Raw genomic sequence first — 24,483 nt, forward strand, 5'->3', positions numbered from 1 at the left:
GTGATTGCAGCAGTCAAAGTAGTTTTACCATGGTCAACGTGACCGATTGTACCGATGTTAACATGCGGTTTCGTACGTTCAAATTTTTCTTTTGCCATTTTAAATTATCCTCCGAGGAAAATAGTAATTCTATTAATCTAATATGAGATTAACCGTTTTTCTTTGCTTGAATTTCTTCAGCAATTTTCTTAGGAACTTCTTCGTAATGATCGAATGTCATAGAGTAGTTACCACGGCCTTGCGTTTTGGAACGAAGGTCAGTTGCGTAACCGAACATTTCACTCAATGGAACATATGCTTTGATATGTTGGGAACCATTACGAGCTTCCATGCCGTCCATACGACCACGACGAGAGTTCAAGTCACCGATAACGTCGCCCATGTATTCTTCAGGAACGTCTACTTCTACAGCCATGTATGGTTCAAGCAATGCAGGGTCTGCTTTGCGAGCACCTTCTTTGAAGCCCATAGAACCAGCAATTTTGAAGGCCATTTCGTTGGAGTCAACGTCATGGTAGGAACCATCAAATACGATAACTTTAACATCAACCATAGGGTACCCAGCGATAACACCGGATTCCATAGCTTCTTTAACACCGCTTTCAACAGGTCCGATGTATTCACGAGGAATCGCACCACCTACAACCTTGTTTTCAAACTCGAAGCCAGCACCTGGTTCTTGAGGAATCAATTCCAACCAGCAGTGACCATATTGACCACGACCACCAGATTGACGTACGAATTTACCTTCAGCCTTAACAGCTTTACGGATAGTTTCGCGATATGCTACTTGAGGTTTACCTACGTTACAATCTACTTTGAATTCACGGTTCATACGGTCAACGATGATATCCAAGTGAAGTTCGCCCATACCGGAAATAATAGTTTGACCTGTTTCTTCATCAGTACGAACTTTGAAAGTAGGATCTTCTTCTGCCAAACGAGCAAGAGCTGTACCCATTTTTTCTTGGTCAGCTTTTGTTTTAGGTTCAACAGCAACGGAGATAACTGGTTCAGGGAATTCCATGGACTCAAGGATTACAGGAGATTTTTCATCACACAATGTGTCGCCTGTAGTAGTATCCTTTAAGCCAACCGCCGCAGCGATGTCACCAGAATATACGCGTTCGATTTCTTTACGGGAGTTAGCGTGCATTTGAAGAATACGACCGATACGTTCTTTTTTACCTTTAGTGGAGTTGAAAACGTAGGAGCCGGATTCCAATGTACCGGAGTACACACGGAAGAACGCTAATTTACCAACATAAGGGTCAGCCATGATTTTGAATGCCAATGCGGAGAATGGCTCTTCATCGGAAGAAGGACGAGTTGTTTCTTCTTCAGTACCAGGAACAACACCTTTAATAGGTGGGATGTCGATTGGAGCTGGCATGTAATCGATAACAGCATCCAATAACATTTGAACACCTTTATTTTTATAGGAAGAACCACAAAGAACTGGGAATAATTGGTTAGCAATAACAGCTTTACGCAATGCCGCTTTCAATTCTTCCACAGAAATTTCTTCGCCTTCCAAATATTTCATCATGATATCATCATCTGTTTCAGCGATAGCATCGATCATCATTTCGCGACGAGCTTCTGCTACTTCTTGATATTCAGCAGGGATATCAGTGATTTCATATTCTTTACCGTCATCGGATTTATAAATTTCCGCTTTCATAGTCATCAAGTCAATGATGCCTTCGAAAGTATCTTCAGCACCGATTGGTACTTGGATAGCTACGGAATTTGCACCCAAACGAGCTTTCATCATGTCAACTACGTTGAAGAAGTCAGCACCTACAGTATCCATCTTATTTACATAAGCGATACGAGGTACGCCGTAGTTAGAAGCCTGACGCCATACTGTTTCGGATTGAGGTTCAACGCCACCTTTAGCACTGAACACCGCAACAGAACCGTCAAGTACACGTAGAGAACGTTCTACTTCTACAGTAAAGTCAACGTGACCAGGAGTATCGATGATATTGATACGATGTTCTTTCCATTGACAAGTTGTTGCAGCAGAAGTGATTGTGATACCACGTTCTTGCTCTTGCTCCATCCAGTCCATCGTAGCAGCGCCTTCATGTACTTCGCCGATCTTGTGAACGATACCTGTATAGTAGAGGATACGTTCTGTAGTTGTTGTTTTACCAGCATCGATGTGAGCCATGATACCGATATTACGAGTTTTTGCTAAGGAAAACTCTCTTGCCACAGTTGTCACCTCTTATTACCAACGATAATGAGCAAATGCTTTATTAGCTTCTGCCATTTTATGAGTATCTTCTTTTTTCTTGATTGCAGCGCCTGCATTGTTGAAAGCGTCCATCAATTCGCCTGCCAAACGTTCTTTCATAGTGCGTTCACCACGAAGACGAGCATAATTTACAACCCAACGAATACCGAGGGTTTGACGGCGATCAGCACGAACTTCAACTGGCACTTGATAGTTCGCACCACCGATACGGCGAGCACGTACTTCAAGTACAGGCATAACATTTTTCAATGCTTGATCAAAAACTTCCATTGGGTCTTGACCCATTTTGGAACGAATAATTTCGAATGCATCATATACGATAGTTTCAGCAATGCCTTTTTTACCATCGTACATAACTTTGTTAATGAAACGTGTTACTAATTTGCTGTTGTACACCGGATCTGGAAGTACATCACGTTTCGGAACAGGGCCTTTTCTTGGCATGTTCAATTCCTCCTTTATAATGATGTGTGTTAATTTCGTTTAATGGCTAAAATTATTTTTTAGCTTTTTTCGCGCCGTATTTGGAACGACTTTGCATACGATTTTGTACGCCAGCTGTATCCAATGCACCACGAACGATGTGATAACGCACACCTGGAAGGTCTTTTACACGACCGCCTCTGATAAGTACAACACTGTGTTCTTGTAAATTGTGACCAATGCCTGGGATGTAAGCAGTTACTTCAATAGCGTTTGTCAAACGTACACGGGCAACTTTACGAAGCGCGGAGTTTGGTTTCTTTGGAGTAGCTGTGTACACACGAGTACATACACCACGTTTTTGTGGAGATTCTTGAAGGGCAGGAGCTGTAGATTTTTTAGTCAAGCTCATGCGGCCTTTGCGTACTAGCTGATTAATTGTTGGCATTTGGGCACCTCCTTTCCAAATTTGAGATTTATAATTGATCCGTCATAACAAAGTGTTACATCGGATATTACCAAGATTAACGTAGGACGCCTACAGCTGTGGCCCGCACCTTAATGCGACACGCACGACCGAGATCATCCATGGTGTGCTCGTCATTCACAGGTATTCCCTGTTCTTCACAAGCAATCCGTAAAGGCTGTACCACACGTTCATCACTATCACAACCCAGGAACACGTACTTCACAGCACCTTTAGCAATTTGTTTCAACGTTTGCTTGGCACCGATTGTTTTGTTCACCGACTTCAGATGGGCAATGTCCATTGTACTAATTCTCCTTACGAAATTATGCCCATTAGGCATACCTCGCCTAAAGCACTATGTAAGTATATCAATTACAGCAGTCCATGTCAAACAATTTCCAATGTCACACACCGCTCTATAGCTGCATTTTATGTGTACACTCATCCGTGTGTCTCATTCAATCTTAAATTATAAATGAAGAGTGATTTTTTATTCATATATCATTATTTTCATGTATAAATAATCATTCTATGCATTTGCTATTATTTTTTCTTTTACCAACTATGCAAAATTAATATAAACACCATTTTATTATGATATAAATTAATACAGAACAAATATTTGTATTTATAAATTACTAAAGAAAGGAGATTATATGATTAAACTCATTAAACGTTATTCAAACTTTAATCCCCCTGTAATTATAGGTAGCTTGTCTATCGTCTTAGGGCTAAGCTTATGTGCCCTTCTGATTCCGCAAATATCTCAAACGATCCTCCAAGGGATTCGTGATATTATATTTGAAGATTTCAGCTGGTTTTATGTTTTATCCATAAGTCTCTTCTTTATCTTCAATATCTTTCTTGCACTTAGTTCGCTAGGTGACATCAAACTTGGTAGCGACGATGAAGAAGCGGAATTCTCTTATACAGCTTGGCTCGCCATGTTATTTGCGGCAGGTACCGGTGTAGGTCTCATGTTCTTCGGTACTGCTGAACCGCTCTCACATTATCACTCCGCTGTAGGCTTAGTCGATGGTGCTCCTAGCGCCAAGGAAGCGTTATTCCGCTCCATCTTCCACTGGGGCATCAATGCATGGACGGTATACGGAATTATGGCTTTAGCATTAGCGTATTTTGGTTTTCGCTATAAGTTGCCATTATCACTACGTTCATGTTTCTATCCGCTGTGGAAGGATAAGATCAATGGCCCACGAGGGCACATTATCGATATCATCGCACTTTGTGTAACTTTATTAGGTATCGTAACCACCTTAGGATTTGGTGCGGCCCAACTAGGTGCAGGGTTCCTATATATTGATATCATCTCCACTAATGACTTTTCCGCCCAAACGGTCATCATTATCATCATTATGTCCATTGCCGTTCTATCTGCTGTTACAGGTATTGATAAAGGCGTTAAGCTGCTCAGCGAAATTAATATATCTGTTGCATTAGTCTTAATGCTTTTTGTACTCTGTGCAGGTCCTACATTACTCCTATTAAATACAATGGTAGAAAACTTTGGATACTATCTATCACATATTTTAGGGCAAAGCTTCTATACATCTATCTATACACCAGAAACCCGTCCATGGTTCTTCAGCTGGACCATACTATTCTGGGCTTGGTGGTTATCTTGGGCACCATTTGTAGGCATGTTCATTGCGCGTATTTCAAAAGGTAGGACTATTCGAGAGTTCATCTTTGGGGTACTCATTATTCCAACTGTATTTACTATCGTTTGGTTTACTATCTTTGGTAATACTGCAATTTATATCGATGAAACTGTAGCAAACGGTGCACTCGGTGCATTAACCGACAAACCAGAACAACTACTCTTTGCATTCCTTGAATATTTACCTTTATCCGGTTTAACTAGTCTTCTATCGATTATCGTATTAGCATTATTTTTTATTACATCTGCCGATTCAGGCATTTATGTATTGAATAATATTGCGGCCTATGATAAATCCACTTCATCTCCAAAGTGGCAATACTTGATGTGGGGCTCTGTAATGTCCTTTCTTGCCATCAGTTTGCTCAGCATTGGTGGGCTTAATGTACTACAATCGGTAACGCTCATTCTCGCCTTACCATTTGCAGCCTTAATGGTTATCATGTGCTACAGCTTATGGCAAGGATTATTGACAGATACGCAATACTTTAACACAAAACTTTCAACCACATCCATCTACTGGGACAGCAAGAACTGGAAACAAGGTCTTGCCAAAATACTCAACCAAACGCAGTCGGAAGATGTTATTTCCTTTATGAAAACAACAGCACTGCCTGCTATGTATCAGCTCAATAAAGAATTAACCGAAGAGTACGGATTAACTACGAGAATTGACAAACATTTCAACGGTAACGACGCCTCCGTAGAGTTAACCATCGAAAAAGAATCAATGCGCAACTTTACCTACGGCATCAAACTCGTTACGCAAGAGGTATCGGATCATCTCATCGAAGATCCCAACATTCCTCACATTACTGAAAGCACCAACGCAATCCCTATGACATATTTCAGTGACGGGCGCGCCGGATACGATGCGCAGTATATGACACGGGAGGATATCATTACCGATATCATTCGACAGTACGAACGATATCTTACTTTATCGGATGACGTCGGTTATGACATCATGTCTCATGACGCGGAAGAAGCAGCTGAATAGAAACCAATAATACCTATAACAAAAGGGTGCACCTCGCAGGTGCACCCTTTTTATTATGTCGCACAATATCAACTATGCAACAGGTCTATACAGTTAATATAGCTTAACGGCTAATCCAAAGTAATTAATCTTCAGACATAACCTCTTCTGTAATATCAATGATTTCAGGTGTATTTTTTACAACTTCAATCTTACGGTAACGACTCATGCCTGTACCAGCAGGAATCAACTTACCGATAATTACGTTTTCTTTCAAGCCCAACAATGGATCGATTTTACCCTTGATAGCAGCGTCGGTAAGAACACGTGTTGTTTCTTGGAAGGACGCAGCGGACAAGAAGGAGTCCGTTGCCAAAGCGGCTTTCGTAATACCCAATAGCGTGCGTTTGCCTGTAGCATTTTCACGACCATTGAGGGTAAGACGACGGTTTTCTTCGTCAAAGGTATTAACGTCCACCATATCCCCTGGAAGCATATCCGCATCGCCAGCTGTTTCAATTTTAACTTTATGAAGCATTTGACGAACGATAACTTCGATATGTTTATCGTTAATTTCTACACCTTGGGATTTGTATACTTTTTGTACTTCGTATACGAGATAACGTTGAGTCGCTTCAGTACCCATGACGCGCATGATGTCATGAGGATTGATGGAACCTTCTGTTAAACGAGCGCCCAAGGATACCACGTCACCGTCTTTAACGATAATGCGCGAACCGTAAGGAATGAGGTAATCAAGTTCAATACCATCTTCACCAGTGATAAAGATAGTGTTCGTACCTTTCTTACCTTCATTAGGTACAACGCGAACTGTACCTTCGTTTTCGGCAATGATAGCATTACGTTTTGGTTTACGAGCTTCGAACAATTCTTCGACACGTGGCAAACCTTGTGTAATATCGTCACCTGCGACACCACCAGTATGGAATGTACGCATTGTCAACTGAGTACCAGGTTCACCGATGGATTGTGCCGCAATGATACCTACAGCTTCACCAACTTGAACTTGGTTGCCAGTTCCTAGATCACGACCATAGCACTTGCGGCATACGCCATATGGGCTACGGCAAGTCAATACGGAACGGATTTTTACTGTTTCATAATGTTTTACAACTTCATCAGCTAACGCCTCTGTGATTTCACCATTAAGAGGAACGATGACTTCGCCAGTTTCCTTATTAACTAATTCTTCAGCTGCAATACGACCTACGATACGGTCTTTTAATGGCTCGATAACACCAGTGCCTTCAACGATAGCTTCCACTTCAATACCGTGGATTTCATTGTTCCGCACTTGTACTTCTTTTACATCGGAGTTAAGGATAGCTTCGATGCCTTCTTCTGTAAGACGTGTATCAGCTGGGAAGATTTCTACACCTTCGCTGTCAACGATTGCTTGTACAGTATCCTTGTTCAACATATTTTGAACCATAGTTTCTTTCAATGTTGCACGGATACTATCGTCGCTTTCACCAAGAATAATTTTTTGAACCAAGTTAGTATGATTAATATCGCTATCAGAGCCCAAATGTGCACCGCGCAATGCGATAGATGTAACACCAGCTTCAGCAATATCTGCCAAGCATTGTTCATCCAAGATAGTTTCAGCTGGTACAACAAGTTCCCCTGTTTCAGCATTCACAACATCTTTATCTAAAACGCGACCAATGAGTTTATCCTTAAGCAATTCTAATGCTTGACGTGGAGATGTAGCCAAACGAGCACGTTCACGAACGAGATCGATACCTACAACGTCACAATCGTCCTCACGAACGATTACATCTTGAGATACGTCAACAAGACGACGTGTCAAGTAACCAGAGTCAGCTGTACGAAGCGCTGTATCGGCCAAACCTTTACGCGCACCATGAGAGGATGTAAAGTAATCCAATACAGTCAAACCTTCTTTAAAGTTTGCTTTGATTGGTAAGTCGATGATACGACCAGATGGATCGGCCATCAAACCACGCATACCAGCAAGCTGACGAATTTGTTGTTTATTACCGCGGGCACCAGAGATAGCCATCATGTAAACAGGGTTAAAGCCGTCTTTATCGCACGCCATATTATCCATCATCGCATCGGTAACATCTTCTGTTGCCTTTGTCCATAATTGGATAGTTTTACGGTAACGTTCTTCCTCTGTAATAAGACCACGGCGGTACATACGAGATACTTTTTCTACCTCTTGTTCCGCTGTATCTAACAAGCTAGTTTTAACTTCTGGTACTTTAATATCAGCAATAGCTACAGTCATACCTGCGCGACGAGCGAAGGAGTAACCCAAGGACTTGATGCGGTCCAATAGTTCTGCTGTTTTTTCATTACCAAACAATTGGAAACATTGATCAACCAATTTACCAACTGTTTTCTTATCCATAACCTTACCTAAAGAGTAAGTGCCATCTTCACGTTTCTCGTATTGCCACAATTCTGGGAATAAAGCATTGTTGAAGATCAAGCGACCTGCTGTTGTTTCTACACGGCCATGATCAGGTAAACGGATATAAAGAATATCTTGCAAACCAATGATATGAGACTCATAGGCAAGCATAACTTCATCATAGGTAGCAAATGTTTTTGCTTTATCACGAGTATCTTCGCGTACAACTGTTAGGTAATATGTACCTAAGATCATATCTTGAGAAGGTACTGCTACTGGCTTGCCGTCCTTAGTAGACAAAATATTATGGCTAGAAAGCATCAATGTACGAGCTTCCGCTTGTGCTTCTACGGACAATGGTAAGTGACACGCCATTTGGTCACCGTCAAAGTCGGCATTGAAGGCTGTACATACTAATGGATGCAATTTGATAGCACGACCTTCCCAAAGGATTGGTTCGAAGGCTTGGATACCAAGTCTATGCAATGTAGGGGCACGGTTCAAGAGAACTGGATGTTCTTTAATTACCTCTTCCAAGGATTCCCACACGCCAGGGCCAATTCTTTCAACTTGGCGTTTAGCAGCCTTGATGTTGGATGCTTGACCGCGTTCTACCAAACGTTTCATAACGAATGGTTTGAACAATTCTAATGCCATTTCTTTTGGCAAACCACATTGGTGCATTTTAAGTTCAGGACCTACTACGATTACGGAACGACCGGAGTAGTCAACACGTTTACCGAGCAAGTTTTGACGGAAACGACCTTGTTTACCTTTAAGCATGTCGGACAAGGATTTCAATGGGCGGTTACCAGGACCTGTAACAGGACGACCGCGACGACCATTATCAATCAATGCATCAACCGCTTCTTGAAGCATGCGTTTTTCGTTGCGCACGATGATATCAGGAGCACCCAAGTCGAGTAAACGTTTCAAACGGTTGTTACGGTTGATAACACGACGGTATAAATCGTTGAGGTCAGATGTAGCAAAACGGCCACCATCTAATTGGACCATAGGACGCAATTCAGGTGGGATTACAGGAACGATGTCCATAATCATCCATTCTGGACGGTTCCCAGATTGACGGAATGCTTCTACTACTTCCAAACGACGAACTGCACGGATTTTACGTTGACCACTAGCAGTGTTCAACTCTTCGCGCAATTCGGCATTCAATGCTTCAAGATCAAGTTCTGATAAGAGAGCTTTTACCGCTTCAGCACCCATGTCGATACATGCGAAGAGAACCTCTTCAGCAGCGCCTAACTCATAGCGTTCTTCGCGAGTTAATTCTTCGTATTCCTTATCAGCTTCTGGTATTGTTGCATCATCACGAAGAGCCGCATTATAGCGCTCTTTGCGTTGTGCTTCACGAACAATAGCTAAACGTTCATTACGTTGAGCCACTGTTTCGATTACGACGGATTTACCACCGATAGTATAACCGTCTTCATTAAATTGAGCTTCGTATTCGCGGTATTCTTGCTCGGACAACAATTGACGTTTTGTCAATGGTGTACCAGCTGGATCTACTACGATGTAGGAAGCAAAGTATAATACGCGTTCCAAAGAACGTGGTGATATGTCAAGGATAAGACCCATACGGGATGGGATTCCTTTGAAGTACCAAATGTGAGATACAGGAGTAGCCAATTGAATATGGCCCATACGTTCACGACGTACTTTCGCACGAGTAACCTCTACACCACATTTGTCGCAGACTACGCCTTTATGGCGGATGCGTTTATATTTGCCGCAGTGACATTCCCAGTCCTTTGTTGGTCCAAAAATGCGTTCGCAGAATAGACCATCACGTTCTGGCTTCAACGTACGGTAGTTAATTGTTTCAGGTTTCTTAACTTCCCCATGAGACCAGGATAAAATCTGCTCTGGAGAGGCTAAACCGATTCGCATGGAATCGAATTCATTTACGTCTAGCACTACTATCGCTCCCTTCCTTATAGATAGTTTTAGTCTTCATCGTTAGAGGAGTCGCCCATTGGGTACGCCAATTGGCTAAGGATATCATCTTCACCGCCATTATCAGCTGGTAAGTCTTCCTCTTCCTCTACTTCTGGTTCTACTACAGTTACTTCATCAGTTTCTACAGCACTGCCTTCCATAACTTCTTCAATACCAGTTTCTACCACCTCATCTTCGTCCTCAAGTTCTTTCATAACAACTTCTTCTTGATCTTCGTTCAAGATTTTTACATCGAGACCGATACTTTGAAGTTCTTTAAGCAATACCTTGAAGGACTCAGGTACACCTGGTTCAGGGATGTTTTCGCCTTTAACGATTTTTTCGTATGCTTTCACACGACCAACAACGTCGTCAGACTTAACAGTTAATAGCTCTTGAAGGGTATAGGCTGCGCCATATGCTTCTAGAGCCCAAACTTCCATTTCCCCGAAACGTTGGCCACCGAACTGAGCTTTACCGCCCAAAGGTTGTTGTGTAACAAGGGAGTACGGACCTGTAGAACGAGCATGGATTTTGTCATCAACCAAATGATGGAGTTTAAGCATGTAAACGTAACCAACAGTAACGCGGTTATCCATCGGTTCACCAGTACGACCATCATATAGAACAGTTTTACCATCATCAGGACGACCTGCAATCGCCAATGTTTCGAATACGTCCTTTTCGTGAGCACCATCAAATACAGGTGTAGCAATATGAATACCTGCTACATCTGGTTTTGGCATGCCATATTTGTCAAAATCATAGCCAAGGCTTTCCAACTCTTTGCGAATTTCAACGCGTTTTTCTTCAGCAGAGTGAATGTTGTTAAGAGTATTCTTGACTTTGCTAATTGCCTCTAATTCTTCTACAAGCGCAGGATCCATTTCAGGAGCCTCTTCTTCAGAATCAAAGAATTCTACATGAAGTGCATTGTATTTAGCTTCAATAGCTTTAAGCTCTTGGTAACGAGCTTCGCCACCCATAGCATCCAATTTCTTTTGCGCTGCTGCTTCTACATGTTTTAAAATTTTAGTTTTCAAAGCAATGATTTGCTCATTTTCTTCGAAATGATTTACCGTAACATCTTCCGCAACTTTCGCTTCCAATACCTCAATTTGAGCATAAAGGTCGCGGATTGCATCGATTTGTTCCCAGTAAGATGCATCAGTACGGGCTTCTTTCAACACGTTTTGAATGTGAAGGTCTGTAGCTTTGATTTTCATACCTAAGCCTTGAACAGCCCACCCCAAGTGAGTTTCAAGAACCTGACCGATGTTCATACGAGAAGGTACGCCCAATGGGTTCAATACGATTTGTACTGGAGTACCATCTGGAAGGAATGGCATATCTTCTTTTCTCATAACGCGAGAAACGACACCTTTGTTACCATGACGGCCCGCCATTTTATCGCCTTCATGAATCTTACGTTTTTGAGCGATATATACGCGAACAAGTTTATTTACGCCTGGTTGTAATTCATCGCCATTTTCACGGGTAAAGACTTTTACATCTACGACTTTACCAGATTCACCATGAGGCACGCGCAAGGAAGTGTCGCGAACTTCACGTTCTTTGTCACCAAAAATAGCACGCAACAAACGTTCTTCTGGAGTAAGCTCAGTTTCACCTTTTGGAGTAGCTTTACCTACAAGGATATCGCCAGGATGTACTTCTGCACCAATGCAGATAATACCATCTTCGTCTAAGTTTTTAAGTGTGTCGTCACCTGTATTAGGCAACTCACGAGTAATTTCTTCAGCACCTAATTTGGTATCACGAGCATCACATTCGTATTCTTCAATATGAATGGATGTATAGATATCTTCTTTGCAGAGTTCTTCACTAAGCAAGATAGCATCTTCGTAGTTATAACCTTCCCAAGGCATGAACGCTACAAGAACGTTATAACCTAATGCCAATTCGCCGCCATCTGTAGCAGGACCATCAGCCAATACTTGGCCTTTTACAACATGGTCCCCACGATTGACGATTGGTTTTTGGTTAAAGCACGTGGATTGGTTAGAACGAAGGAATTTATTCAAATGGTATGTATCAACACGACCATCGCTATCGCGAAGAACGTGGATTTCATTACCCCAACAACGTACAACTTTACCCGCTTCACGCGCCAATACGCAAACACCAGAGTCAGTAGCTGCTGTATATTCCATACCTGTACCAACAAGTGGTGCTTGAGCGCGCAAAAGTGGTACCGCTTGACGTTGCATGTTCGCGCCCATCAAGGCACGGTTAGCATCGTCATTTTCAAGGAATGGAATCATAGCTGTACCAATAGATACAACTTCTTTTGGACTAACGTCCATATAGTCAACCTTATCCGGTGTAACTTCTAATACATCATGACCACGACGACAAGCTACGTGTTCAGTTGTGAAGTACCCCTCTGCATCAAGTGGAGAGTTCGCTTGGGCAATTGTCATGCCTTCTTCTTCATCAGCTGTCATGTATACTACGCTGTCAGATACGCGCACTTTAACAACCTTGTCAGCATCCTTGCCTTTACCATACACTTTTTCTACTTTACGGTATGGTGCTTCGATGAAGCCAAATTCGTTTACCTTTGCATAGTTGGACAAGGAGTTAATCAAGCCAATGTTTGGACCTTCTGGAGTTTCAATAGGACACATACGGCCATAGTGAGAATGATGCACGTCACGAACTTCGAAACCTGCACGCTCACGAGACAAGCCGCCAGGGCCAAGGGCAGAAAGACGACGTTTGTGAGTCAATTCCGCCAATGGGTTTGTTTGGTCCATGAACTGAGACAATTGAGAAGAACCAAAGAATTCTTTGATAGCTGCCACTACAGGGCGAATATTAATCAACGCTTGAGGTGTAATGGATTCAGTTTCTTGAATGGTCATGCGCTCACGAACAACACGTTCCATACGAGTTAAACCGATACGGAATTGGTTTTGTAACAATTCACCTACGCAACGAAGGCGACGGTTACCCAAGTGGTCGATATCATCTGTATGACCTGCACCATCCATAAGGTTGAGCAAGTAAGAAATGTTAGCGATCATGTCTTCACGTGTTACTGTACGGTGATCATATGGTAAATTGCAGTTATTACAGATAACTTTAGACTCTACACCATCATTATTTACGATGTAGAATTCAGCAAAACCTTCACCATCGAAAACATGGCTATTAGCAACGATATCAAGTTGTTCTTCCCCAACTTGTACGCCTGCATCAAGGATAATTTCGCCAGTTTCTGGATCTACAATTGGTTGAGCCAATGTTTGACCCAACATACGTTGGCGCCAGCCAAGTTTTTTGTTCAATTTATAACGACCAACGCGCGCTAAGTCATAACGGCGTGCATCGAAGAACAAGTTATCGAACAAATTACGAGCAGACTCTACAGTAGGAGGCTCACCTGGACGTAATTTTTTATAGATTTCAACCAATGCTTCATCAGCAGATTGAGTTGTATCTTTTTCTAATGTACGAACGATGCGTTCATCATATACTGGTAAACCATCTTCATCAGTTTTACCATTCCAGAAGAGGTCTAGAATGCTTTCATTAGTATCCCAACCTAATGCACGTACCAATACAGTAGCTGGTAATTTACGGTTACGGTCAATACGGACAGCTACCACTTCACTAGCATCTGTTTCAAGTTCAATCCATGCACCACGGTTAGGAATAACTGTGGAATCATACAAACGGTTACCCATTGTATCGATTTCTTTATTGTAGTAAACGCCTGGAGAACGTACCAATTGGGATACGATAACACGTTCTGCACCATTGATGATGAAAGTACCTGTATCCGTCATCAATGGGAAATCGCCCATGAATACTTCTTGTTCTTTAATGTCCATATTTTCTGGATCATTATTTACCAAGCGAATATTTACACGAAGTGGTGCTGCGTAAGTAGCATCACGGTTTTTACATTCATTAATATCATACTTAGGTTCACCTAAGCTGAAACCTTCAAAAGAAAGTACTAGATTACCTGAATTGTCTTTAATCGGAGAAATATCGTTGAAAATATTTTGTAAACCACTCTCCAAGAACCACTCATACGATTTACGTTGAATGTCCAATAAATGTGGCATCTTGATAACTTCGTTAATTTTAGCGTACGTATAACGAGTTCGTTTGCCTACCTGTTCAGGTTTGAACATATTTGCTTTCACCCCTATCAAAACACACTGGTCTACCATTTTCTATAACGGCATGAAAAAGACATCTTACAGGTCTCAGTTTTCCTGCTCGGGCAACGTCAAATAAAGCAAGGTCCATTTCATTTTTAAAATAACCTTGCTTCCCATTAACCAAGCACAACCTTGGAAGAAAACCTCATCACTATTTGTGTTATAGTTTTTACATCCAAAAGCAGAAAACGCTACTTTTGCAATATATAATTTTATCAGTATTAAAAAAGACTGTCAACCAAAAGGGTTGACAGTCTTTCATTTTCATGCTTTATTCATGTATCAAAAGAGAACCATAAATTAGTTGCCTTTTTGTTTTAAAAGATTCGCACCAGCGATACCAGGGCGAGTCATTTCTTTAGGAGAAAGAATATGATTAATTTCATCCTCAGTCAATAAACCTTGATCCAAGATGATATCGCGAATAGCTCGACCTGTTTCATACGCTTCTTTCGCCAATGCAGAAGCTGTTTCATAGCCAAGATGTGGCAACAATGCTGTTACGATACCAACGGAACGATTCAACCAGTACTCGCATTGTTCACGGTCTACTTCAAGATCAACAAGCAATTTATCAACGAATGTATTTACACCGTTTTTGAGGTAGCAAAGGTTATTGAACAAGTTGTATGCCAATACAGGTTCCATAACATTTAACTCGAATTGACCATTTTCTACAGCTAATGTAATAGTAAGGTCATTACCGATAACTTGGTAACACACTTGATTCAATACTTCAGCAATAACAGGATTTACTTTTCCTGGCATGATAGAGGAGCCTGGTTGACGGGCAGGCAATTTTAATTCACCAATGCCACAGCGAGGTCCAGATGCCATTAAGCGGAAATCATTTGCCATCTTAATCAACACAAGTGCAGTTACCTTCAAACCGCTAGAGATATCAGCAAATACATCTGTATTGTTTGTGGCATCGATTAAGTTCTCCGCAGTGTAGAACGGTTCGCCTACTACTTCGCTTAATTCGTACGCTACATCATGAATATAATTAGGTTCAGCATTAAGACCTGTACCAACTGCAGTAGCACCCATGTTGATTACATGTGCACCTTCAACGGCAGATTTAATGCGTTTAATACCACGACGAATACCAGATGCATAAGCGCCCATCTCTTGTCCCAATGTAATAGGCACCGCATCTTGTAAATGAGTACGCCCCATTTTTAAAATTTCACTATATTCTTCAGCTTTTTTCTCAAGCTCATCAACAAGACGTTGCAAAGCTTCAAGTAACGGTTTAGATTTCAAAATTGCACAAACTTTAATCGCTGTTGGGAAGGCGTCATTTGTAGATTGTGCCATGTTACAGTGATTGTTAGGGCTTACAATATCATAGCTACCTTTTGGATGACCTAAAATTTCACAAGCACGATTTGCCAACACTTCATTCATATTCATATTCACAGAAGTGCCAGCACCGCCTTGAATTGGATCAACTGGAAATTGGTCAGCAAATTCACCTGCAATAACTTCATCAGCTGCTTGAACAATCGCTTTACCGATAGATACATTGAGACGACCTGTTTTCATATTAGCTAAAGCAGATGCTTTTTTTACCATCGCTAGAGCTTTAATAAAATCTTGGTCTAAATGTTTCCCTGTAATATGGAAGTTTTCTAAGGCACGAATCGTTTGCACACCATAATATAACTCATCCGCTACTTCTAATTCACCTAGGAAATCATGTTCTTTTCTCATAATAGATCCTCTTTCCACTATTTCATATATTAGATGATAGTTTAATGAAACGGTTTTATCTTATGCGCTCATTATAGCATGTATTTTGTATACATAAAAGTTATTTCATGTATTCCGAATAAACAATATTCTATACAATATATTATTTCATAAATAATTATTTTTTTGTAACTATCTCCATATTATCTCCATATTATCTCCATATTATCTCCATATTTATAAAGGCTCTGTTTTTATCTTTGATTAGTTTAAATATTACACGCTCTATAGTACAATAATATAAACTATGTAAGTAAGGAGTAACTATGATTAACAATCACATGCTGCGCATAGGTGCGCTCTTTTTATTAACCGTTTTATGCTACGGCTTTTATAATGCCTATTTGCCAATCACTGATCCGGTGGAGTCCAACTATGTTCTCTCCGCCATCACCATGCTAAAACACAACTCATGGATATCCCCCATGATATACGATCACGTATGGTACGATAAACCACCGCTCACCTATTGGGCGCTTATGATTACATACAAACTATTTGGCATATCAGACTTTACATCCCGCATACCGAATACTCTCGTTGCCGGAGCTAGCGTAGCGCTCATGTATCATATAACTTACCGCATGTCTAAAAGCACCTTTGCCGGTGTACTCTGTGCCATTCTATTAATGAGCACACTACAGTTTTGGTATATATCTCATGCAATTATAACCGACGGATTTCTATTTCTCTTCACCTTAGCTATATTTGGATATAGCTATTTAGCTTTTACCAATAATGACAAGTCAGCTATGGTGAAAGCTTACATTGCTGCTGCCTTAGCCGTGATTACCAAAGGACCTATAGGCATCATCTTGCCCGGCCTGATATTACTCATTTATGTATGCGCTCGCTATATAGTCCATAGAAAAGATGAAAGTTATCAACTTTCAAAGGATATTAAATTACTATTTAATCCCTTAGGACTATTAGCCTTTATAGCGATAGCTAGCCCTTGGTATATCGCTATGTATTCCATTCACGGTGAGCAGTTTATTTCCGGATTCTTAGGTCTACACAATGTAGATCGAGCTCTTATATCTGAGCATCCTAAATTTAATGTATGGTATTACTATCTATTAATTGTGCCCCTTTCACTATTACCATGGACACCTGTAATAGTCTGTCATTTAAAAGATCTTAACTGGAAAGATGATTTTGATCTATTAGGTATTATATGGTTTATAGTTATAGTTCTATTCTACTCTCTAGTAGCTACAAAGTATCTAACCTACACATTACCTGCCATTATCCCTTGTATAATATGGGCGGCTGTAAAAATTTGTGAATTAGTTACTGACAAAGAAACCGGTGAATTTACTCAATCATTCAAAAAGTTTAATTATTTAATTACCCTACCACTAGGTATTTACTACATGATTTTTACATTTGCTACAGCTTTTGATAAAAGTCTTGATAGTAAACCGTTAATCGTAGGTTCCTTTATTATAGTATGTATGATTTTAATCGGTCGATACTACATAACATCATTTTTTAAACTAGCAATATATGGTTTAGTTCCACTAATTACTTTGTACTCGGCTATTACGATTACAGTACCACCAATATTATTTAATCAATCTGGTTTACAATTTAAAACGTTCATCGAAGATACATCAAAACCAATATATGTATATGGCAGTTACTATACTTCCATTATATATTACATGGACACTACACCTACCCAAGTTTTCGTAGATACAACTGATGATTCTATATGGACCGAAGGCAAAACATTAATGCCTACCATAACTAAAGAAACATTTTTAAGTAATACATCAAATAATCGCGGTGCCTATGTCATCGTTCCTAAAAAATATGATAAGGATTTCTCTAATACATTACCGTATCCAAAAGCCAAATTAGTTAACAAAACAAAACTCGCATCAATTTATAAACTCCAATAGAAAAAGGCGTACCCTATGGGTACGCCTTTAATATAGCTAGAATTATTTCAATTCTACGGATGCGCCAGCTTCTTCTAATTGAGCTTTCAAAGCTTCAGCAGCTTCAGCAGCTACGCCTTCTTTAACAGGTGCAGGAGCGCCGTCAACGATAGCTTTAGCTTCTTTCAAGCCAAGACCAGTTGCTTCACGAACAACTTTGATTACGTTGATTTTAGATGCGCCAGCATCTTTCAAGATTACGTCGAAGGAATCTTTAGCAGCGCCGCCTTCAGCACCACCAGCAGCTGCTACAGCTACAGGAGCTGCTGCAGTTACGCCAAATTCTTCTTCGATTGCTTTTACAAGATCATTAAGTTCAAGGATTGTTGCTTCTTTCAATTCAGCAACGATGTTTTCAATGTTCAATGCCATTTTAGATTTCCTCCATAAATTAGTTTATAGTGCCAGCCTCAAGCGGCCAACGAATACTTTGCAAAAAATATTATTCTGCAGGTTTTGCTTCTGCAACAGCTTTGACAGCGTATGCAACATTGCGAACAGGAGCTTGCAATACGGAAAGCAACATGGAAAGCATACCTTCGCGATTTGGAAGAGATGCAATTGCTTTAATGCCTGCAGCGTCCATAACTTCGCCTTCAACGATACCAGCTTTAACTGTTACAACTTCTTTTTCAGTTGCTTTGATGAATTGTTCGATTACACGAGCAGGTGCAACAGCATCATCTTTAGAAGTAGCCAACGCAGTTGGGCCTTCTAAATGCTCAGCGAAACCTTCAAGATTCAATTCGTTTGCAGCGATACGAGTCAAAGTATTTTTGATTACTTTGTATTCAACACCTTCAGCCAACATTTTGCGACGAAGATCAGTTGCTTGCGCAACAGTTAAACCAGAGTAACCAATCAATACAGCACCTTTTGCTTCAGAAAGAGTTTCTTTCATTTGAGCAACGATTGCTTTTTTTGATTCAGTGACAGCCATTAGATTACCTCCTTGTAGATTTTTTTGGTGCTCTATGTACTATCTTAGCGTAAAAACGACCCCATCGCACGCGATGAGGTCGTAACTAGTCCTAGGTTGTTCTAGTGTCAGCCTCAGCGGGCGGATTTTCATCCATTATACATACCAGCCGTCTACAGCTAAGAGACATATTTAATTATTGCTCTTTAGAAACAGTGCTCAATTTGAACACGTTCAAAGGTACACCAGGGCCCATTGTAGCGGACAAGGTTACAGATTTAATGTATTGACCTTTAGCTGCTACAGGTTTAGCCTTGATAATAGTATCAACGATTGTACGGTAGTTGTCAAGTAATTTTTCTTCATCGAAAGATGCTTTACCGATAGAACAAGAGATAATACCTGCTTTATCAGTACGGTATTCGATTTTACCAGCTTTGATTTCGTTTACTGCACGAGCAACGTCTGGAGTTACTGTACCAACTTTAGGGTTTGGCATCAAGCCTTTAGGACCCAAGATTTTACCAAGACGGCCAACTTGACCCATCATGTCTGGTGTAGCAACTACTACGTCGAAGTCGCTCCAACCACCTTGGATTTTAGCTACTAACTCTTCAGAACCTACGAAATCTGCACCAGCTTCTTCAGCTGCCTTAATATTGTCGCCTTTTGCGAATACAAGAACGCGTTTAGTTTTGCCAGTACCATGAGGCAATACTACTGCACCACGAACTTGTTGATCAGCGTATTTAGGGTCGACATTCAAGTTGAAAGCAATTTCAACTGTTTCATCGAAATTTGCAGTTGCAGTTTTCTTAACCAACTCAATCGCTTCTACTGGTTCGTAGAATTTACCAGCTTCAATAAGTTTTACTGCTTCAGCGTATTTCTTACCTACTTTTGCCATTATAATATCCTCCTTATGTGGTCAAACGGGAATTCCCTCCCACCGATTTGCGCCTTATGCGCAAGTCGTACGCTTATTAGTCAACGATTTCAATGCCCATGCTGCGAGCAGTACCTTCCACCATGCGCATACCTTGTTCTACGGTATTAGCATTCAAATCAGGCATTTTCAATTCAGCAATTTCACGAACTTTATCGCGACCTACTTTTGCTACTTTATCACGGTTAGGTACACCAGAACCTTTTGGAATACCTGCAGCTTTTTTCAACAATACTGCAGCTGGTGGAGTCTTAGTGATGAAGTCGAAACTACGATCTTCATATACATTAATAACTACTGGAATAATCAAGCCAGCTTGTTTAGCAGTACGTTCGTTGAATTCTTTTGTGAAAGCAACGATATTAACACCTGCTTGACCTAGTGCAGGACCAACTGGTGGTGCTGGAGTAGCTTTAGCGGCTTCAATTTGTAGTTTTACTTGTTTAACTAATTTCTTAGCCATGGGTAATTAAACCTCCTATGCTTATACTGTGGTGGTAACGGATATACATCCTCCCACTGGCAACCAAAATCGATTGCTCTTTTTAGAGTTATATTTATATATTAAAGAGCTTTCTCAACTTGAGAGAACTCTAACTCTACCTCGGTATCTCGATTGAACATTTCTACGCTAAGTTTCAATGTTCCTTTATCAGGGTTAAGTTCGGTAATAACACCTAGTTTATCTTCAAAGGCACCGGACGTAATGCGAACCGTTTCACCAACTTCTACATCAACGTTAATGGTTGGTTTCTTATCCAAGCCCTGAGACTTAAGTATATGTTCTACTTCGGAATCAGAAAGTGGAACTGGTTTTGTAGCAGAGCCAACGAAACCTGTTACACCTGGCGTGTTGCGTACAACATACCAAGAACGGTCATTAACTTCCATTTCCACCAATACATACCCAGGAAATATCTTACGTTTTACTACTTTTTTAACCCCATCTTTTTCATCTATTTCGTCTTCAAGAGGCACCAAAATTCGGCTGATCACATCTTGTAGCCCCATAGATTGAACTTTAAGTTCAAGAGTGGTTTTTACTTTATTTTCGTAGCCTGAATAGGTATGAATTACATACCACTTCTTATCTGCTTCCATGTAATGGCCCCCTTATCCAACAAAGTGCAACAACGTATTAAAAAGTTGGGCAAAGAGTCCATCAAGCACAGAAATAATCAAAGCGATGAATATGGTCACTAAGAATACTACTATTGTGTAATTGATAAGCTCTTTTTTTGTTGGCCAGACTACTTTTTTTAGTTCAGCTTTCACACCGCGGAAGAATTTTCCAAATCCACCACGCTGCTGCACTGCTGAGTTAGACTTTGCCATTGTGTTTCACATCCTCAAATCAACAGGTAATGAATGATAAGAATTATTTTGTTTCACGGTGTAATGTATGTTTACCGCAGAATTTGCAATATTTCATCATTTCAATACGATCAGGATTGTTCTTTTTATTCTTGTTCGTTTGATAGTTGCGTTGTTTGCAATCTGTGCAAGCTAAAGTAATGGCATTACGCATCCGGATACACCTCGCTTTATATTTACTAATCTGTCTCTTGTACTCGAAAACGCTCGACTACATACTAAAAAACTATATCATACGTAGCAAGCGATGTCAAGAAATTAAGCAACTCAAAAAAGCCAGGCACGTATGCCTGACATGGATAGTATAACAGACAATGGCGCCCCTTGTCTACCCAAAGAACGCCATGTCATATTAGCTTATAGTTAGCTTATATATATTATATTTAATATTATAATTACATATTTACTATTATTGCTTCGTTTATTACTGTTTCTTTGTGAAAGTTACTTTCACGATTTGCCAGAAGAAGGCCAATGCCCCCAATATCATGATGGTATCGCCAACCATGCGAAGCCAACGCAAATTTTGTAACAATGGTTGTTGCATAAAGTCTTCACTGCGAGCGAGCCATAAGCCTTGTGTAACACTTGCCCAACTTTGAATCAAGCCAATTGGCAATAGACTGATAAGAACCATTAACGCAAGGCCCCAATTCAATGCCCAGAAACCGAATTTCATCAACTTGTCGTTAAATTCCACTTCAGGTCGAATATAACGAGCGATGAGGAATACAAAGCCTAAACTCAAGAACCCGTATACGCCGAACAACGCCGTATGAGCATGAACAGCTGTCGTATTTAGACCTTGAATATAGAACAAGGAAACCGGCATATTAATTAAGAAGCCGAAGATGCCTGCACCCACCAAGTTCCAGAAGGATACGGCAATGAAGCAGTATACAGGCCATTTTAGTCGATGCATCCAAGGAGCACTATGAAGGCGTGTATAATTTTCAAACGCTTCATATCCCAAGAGTACAAGAGGCACTACTTCCAACGCGGAGAACGATGCCCCTGTGGCCACGATAGTCGATGTAACACCGGTGAAATAAAGATGATGGAATGTACCAGGGATACCGCCGATAAGGTAAATGGCACCGGACGAAATCGCTGCTATGGTACCTGCACGGTAAGATACGAGACCAAGTGTTACGAAAATAAAGGCCATCAACGTAGTAGAGAATACTTCAAAGAATCCTTCTACCCAAAGGTGAATAACCCACCAGCGCCAGTATTCCATGATTGCCAAGTGGCTGTGTTCTCCGTAGAAAAGACCTGGTCCATAGAAAATACCGACCATCACAACGGAGAAAATAAAGGCAGCAATAAGGTTTTTATCCCCTTTATTTTTGAAAGCACCAATGATGCTGCGCACCATGAGTACAAGCCAAAATAGAATGCCGATATATTCAATCCATTGCCATACGCGCCCCAACTCGATAAACTCATATCCTTGGTGACCCAAGTAGAAGTTTAGAGACGCCGGAATCTCATGAGCAACACCTAAATATGTACCTGTAAAGGAACCCACTACCAACACAACGAGTGCCCAGAACAAAATATCCACGCCCAATTTTTGGAACTTAGGATCTTTACCGCCATTAATAATCGGCGCCAAGAATAAACCGGCACTCAAGAATGCCATCGCAATCCAGAACAAGGATGCTTGAATATGCCAAGTACGAGCAATAGAATATGGGAAATACTGCGCCAATGGAATGCCATAGAAAGCCTGTCCTTCTACGGTGTAGTGCGCAATGATACCACCCATACCAAGTTGGAGTAAAAATAATGCCAAAATCGTAAATAAATATTTTCCTAAAGACCGTTGAGATGGTGTGAGATGCAATTTGGAAATTGGATCTTCCGCAGGTGGTGTTAATTCATGTTCATCTTGTTTGCGACCGAATGCCCACATCCATACGACAATACCAATACCACAAAGTAAAATAATAACACTCACAACAGACCAAGCTACGCTTTCCGGTGTTGGATTATGATCTAACAATGGCTCGTGAGGCCAATTGTTGGTGTATGTTGCATCTGTACCAGGGCGTTGAGTCGATGCCATCCACGTAGTCCAGAAGAAGAATCGTGCCATATCAATACGATCTTTTAATTCTGGCAACGTATTGTCTTTCATCGCAAAATGATCGCGTGTTTCGGACAATTTAGGGTTATCACCATACAGTTCAATAAAATATTGTCCGGTTAAATTCATCGCTGTAATACGTTCCGGTGAAAGCACAACAGTTCCATCTTCACGAACAGCACTGTTAAAGTACTCTGCTTTAACTGCTTCTTTAACAGCCGCTTTCTGCACATCACCTAACTGTTCATAAAGAACACCAAAAGCTTCTTGAGACTTGATATCAAGCATTACGGACACTTCTTTGTGCAACCAATCAGCTGTCCAATCCGGGGCTTGATATGCGCCATGACCTAGTACGGTCCCTACAGATTGACCACCTGTAGATTGCCAAGCCGATTGACCATGTAAGATATCATCCTTAGTGAACAAAACCTGTCCATCTTGAGATACATACGCGGTTGGTACCGGTGGCGCTTGATGATATACATCCGTACCCAAATAGCCAAGAATAGAGAATCCAATAATAAGAACTGCTACTACGGCTATCCAATACTTTTTGTATTCGCCCATCACATTACCTCCTTTTCTATAAAAGCACAAAAAGAGAGCCTATGCTCTTCTCATATATAATATACACTAATTTTATAAATAAAGTTGTATCTAAGGTTACAATATATTAAAATTTCTTCTCAATTTGTATCAATAGTATGATTATCCTTTGAAGCCTGAATACAACGTATATGTCACATTACAAAATCATCATTGTTTCAATATATTAGCGATTCAATCCTATACTCTTAATCATCAAAACATACAAAATAAAAGGGACCCAACGGGTCCCTTTTATTGAATCTAAAATTCAATTATATAGCTAATGTATCGATACATTGAGCTATAAACTTGTATTAACCTTCGATTTCTGTTACTACGCCAGCGCCTACTGTATGGCCACCTTCGCGGATCGCGAAACGAAGACCTTCTTCGATAGCGATTGGAGTAATCAATTCGATTTCCATTGTTACGTTATCGCCAGGCATACACATTTCTACACCTTCAGGAAGGTTTACA

General features: G+C 40.7%; 19 protein-coding genes. 2 read left to right on the forward strand and 17 right to left on the reverse strand.

Going from position 1 to position 24,483, the window contains the following annotated elements; all coding sequences use genetic code 11:
• From E6X37_RS10125 to E6X37_RS10145, 5 genes are all read right to left on the reverse strand, one after another.
• Nucleotides 1-98: GTP-binding protein (locus E6X37_RS10125; RefSeq protein ID WP_038034850.1), on the reverse strand; the 98-nt coding region annotated here is incomplete at its 3' end.
• A 50-nt stretch (nt 99-148) separates the two neighbouring features.
• Nucleotides 149-2,224: an elongation factor G gene (fusA, locus tag E6X37_RS10130; RefSeq protein WP_004693557.1), complete on the reverse strand. Its 2,076-nt coding sequence runs from the start codon at nt 2,222-2,224 to the stop codon at nt 149-151.
• A 15-nt stretch (nt 2,225-2,239) separates the two neighbouring features.
• On the reverse strand, nt 2,240-2,710 hold the full coding sequence (gene rpsG / locus E6X37_RS10135) for a 30S ribosomal protein S7 (RefSeq protein WP_004693556.1): 471 nt from the start codon (nt 2,708-2,710) through the stop codon (nt 2,240-2,242).
• 52 nt (nt 2,711-2,762) lie between these two features.
• A complete protein-coding gene (rpsL, locus tag E6X37_RS10140; protein ID WP_004693554.1) occupies nt 2,763-3,137 on the reverse strand; it encodes a 30S ribosomal protein S12 in 375 nt (124 codons plus the stop codon).
• Between the two features lie 76 nt (nt 3,138-3,213).
• Nucleotides 3,214-3,459 (reverse strand): L7Ae/L30e/S12e/Gadd45 family ribosomal protein, encoded by a 246-nt coding sequence (locus E6X37_RS10145; RefSeq protein WP_060919550.1) that lies wholly within the window; start codon nt 3,457-3,459, stop codon nt 3,214-3,216.
• Between the two features lie 355 nt (nt 3,460-3,814).
• Here E6X37_RS10145 and E6X37_RS10150 point away from each other — a divergent pair, with 355 nt between their 5' ends.
• Nucleotides 3,815-5,836 (forward strand): BCCT family transporter, encoded by a 2,022-nt coding sequence (locus E6X37_RS10150; protein WP_119562537.1) that lies wholly within the window; start codon nt 3,815-3,817, stop codon nt 5,834-5,836.
• Nucleotides 5,837-5,960: 124 nt separating this feature from the next.
• Here the strand turns inward: E6X37_RS10150 and rpoC are convergent, their stop codons facing one another.
• The 3 genes from rpoC to E6X37_RS10165 form a co-directional block, all read right to left on the reverse strand.
• Complete coding sequence (gene rpoC, locus E6X37_RS10155; protein ID WP_004693548.1) at nt 5,961-10,163, reverse strand: DNA-directed RNA polymerase subunit beta'; 4,203 nt, start codon at nt 10,161-10,163, stop codon at nt 5,961-5,963.
• Between the two features lie 29 nt (nt 10,164-10,192).
• A complete protein-coding gene (rpoB, locus tag E6X37_RS10160) occupies nt 10,193-14,353 on the reverse strand; it encodes a DNA-directed RNA polymerase subunit beta (RefSeq protein ID WP_060919552.1) in 4,161 nt (1,386 codons plus the stop codon).
• Nucleotides 14,354-14,683: 330 nt separating this feature from the next.
• Nucleotides 14,684-16,099: an aspartate ammonia-lyase gene (locus tag E6X37_RS10165; RefSeq protein ID WP_004696758.1), complete on the reverse strand. Its 1,416-nt coding sequence runs from the start codon at nt 16,097-16,099 to the stop codon at nt 14,684-14,686.
• Between the two features lie 305 nt (nt 16,100-16,404).
• Between E6X37_RS10165 and E6X37_RS10170 the strand changes: the two genes are divergently transcribed.
• On the forward strand, nt 16,405-18,045 hold the full coding sequence (locus E6X37_RS10170) for an ArnT family glycosyltransferase (RefSeq protein ID WP_278458066.1): 1,641 nt from the start codon (nt 16,405-16,407) through the stop codon (nt 18,043-18,045).
• 42 nt (nt 18,046-18,087) lie between these two features.
• On the opposite strand, the gene rplL is transcribed toward E6X37_RS10170, so the two are convergent.
• The 9 genes from rplL to E6X37_RS10215 form a co-directional block, all read right to left on the reverse strand.
• A complete protein-coding gene (rplL, locus tag E6X37_RS10175) occupies nt 18,088-18,456 on the reverse strand; it encodes a 50S ribosomal protein L7/L12 (RefSeq protein ID WP_004693540.1) in 369 nt (122 codons plus the stop codon).
• A 70-nt stretch (nt 18,457-18,526) separates the two neighbouring features.
• Nucleotides 18,527-19,024: a 50S ribosomal protein L10 gene (rplJ, locus tag E6X37_RS10180; RefSeq protein WP_004693539.1), complete on the reverse strand. Its 498-nt coding sequence runs from the start codon at nt 19,022-19,024 to the stop codon at nt 18,527-18,529.
• Between the two features lie 175 nt (nt 19,025-19,199).
• Entirely contained in the window at nt 19,200-19,910 is a 711-nt protein-coding gene (rplA, locus tag E6X37_RS10185; protein WP_004693536.1) for a 50S ribosomal protein L1, read from the reverse strand.
• Nucleotides 19,911-19,986: 76 nt separating this feature from the next.
• Entirely contained in the window at nt 19,987-20,412 is a 426-nt protein-coding gene (gene rplK, locus E6X37_RS10190) for a 50S ribosomal protein L11 (protein WP_004693535.1), read from the reverse strand.
• Nucleotides 20,413-20,513: 101 nt separating this feature from the next.
• Nucleotides 20,514-21,050: a transcription termination/antitermination protein NusG gene (nusG, locus tag E6X37_RS10195; RefSeq protein ID WP_008602485.1), complete on the reverse strand. Its 537-nt coding sequence runs from the start codon at nt 21,048-21,050 to the stop codon at nt 20,514-20,516.
• A gap of 12 nt (nt 21,051-21,062) precedes the next feature.
• Nucleotides 21,063-21,284, reverse strand: coding sequence for a preprotein translocase subunit SecE (secE, locus tag E6X37_RS10200; RefSeq protein ID WP_004693531.1), 222 nt, complete (start codon nt 21,282-21,284; stop codon nt 21,063-21,065).
• Nucleotides 21,285-21,327: 43 nt separating this feature from the next.
• The gene (gene rpmG / locus E6X37_RS10205) at nt 21,328-21,477 is read right to left on the reverse strand and encodes a 50S ribosomal protein L33 (protein ID WP_004693530.1); all 150 of its coding nucleotides are present in this window, start codon (nt 21,475-21,477) and stop codon (nt 21,328-21,330) included.
• 270 nt (nt 21,478-21,747) lie between these two features.
• On the reverse strand, nt 21,748-23,985 hold the full coding sequence (locus E6X37_RS10210) for a nitric-oxide reductase large subunit (RefSeq protein WP_004693527.1): 2,238 nt from the start codon (nt 23,983-23,985) through the stop codon (nt 21,748-21,750).
• 335 nt (nt 23,986-24,320) lie between these two features.
• A partial coding sequence (locus E6X37_RS10215; protein WP_449190929.1) for an EF-Tu C-terminal domain-related protein occupies nt 24,321-24,483 on the reverse strand: 163 nt, incomplete at its 5' end.

The organism is Veillonella parvula, from assembly GCF_032550495.1.
Taxonomy (GTDB): domain Bacteria; phylum Bacillota; class Negativicutes; order Veillonellales; family Veillonellaceae; genus Veillonella; species Veillonella parvula_G.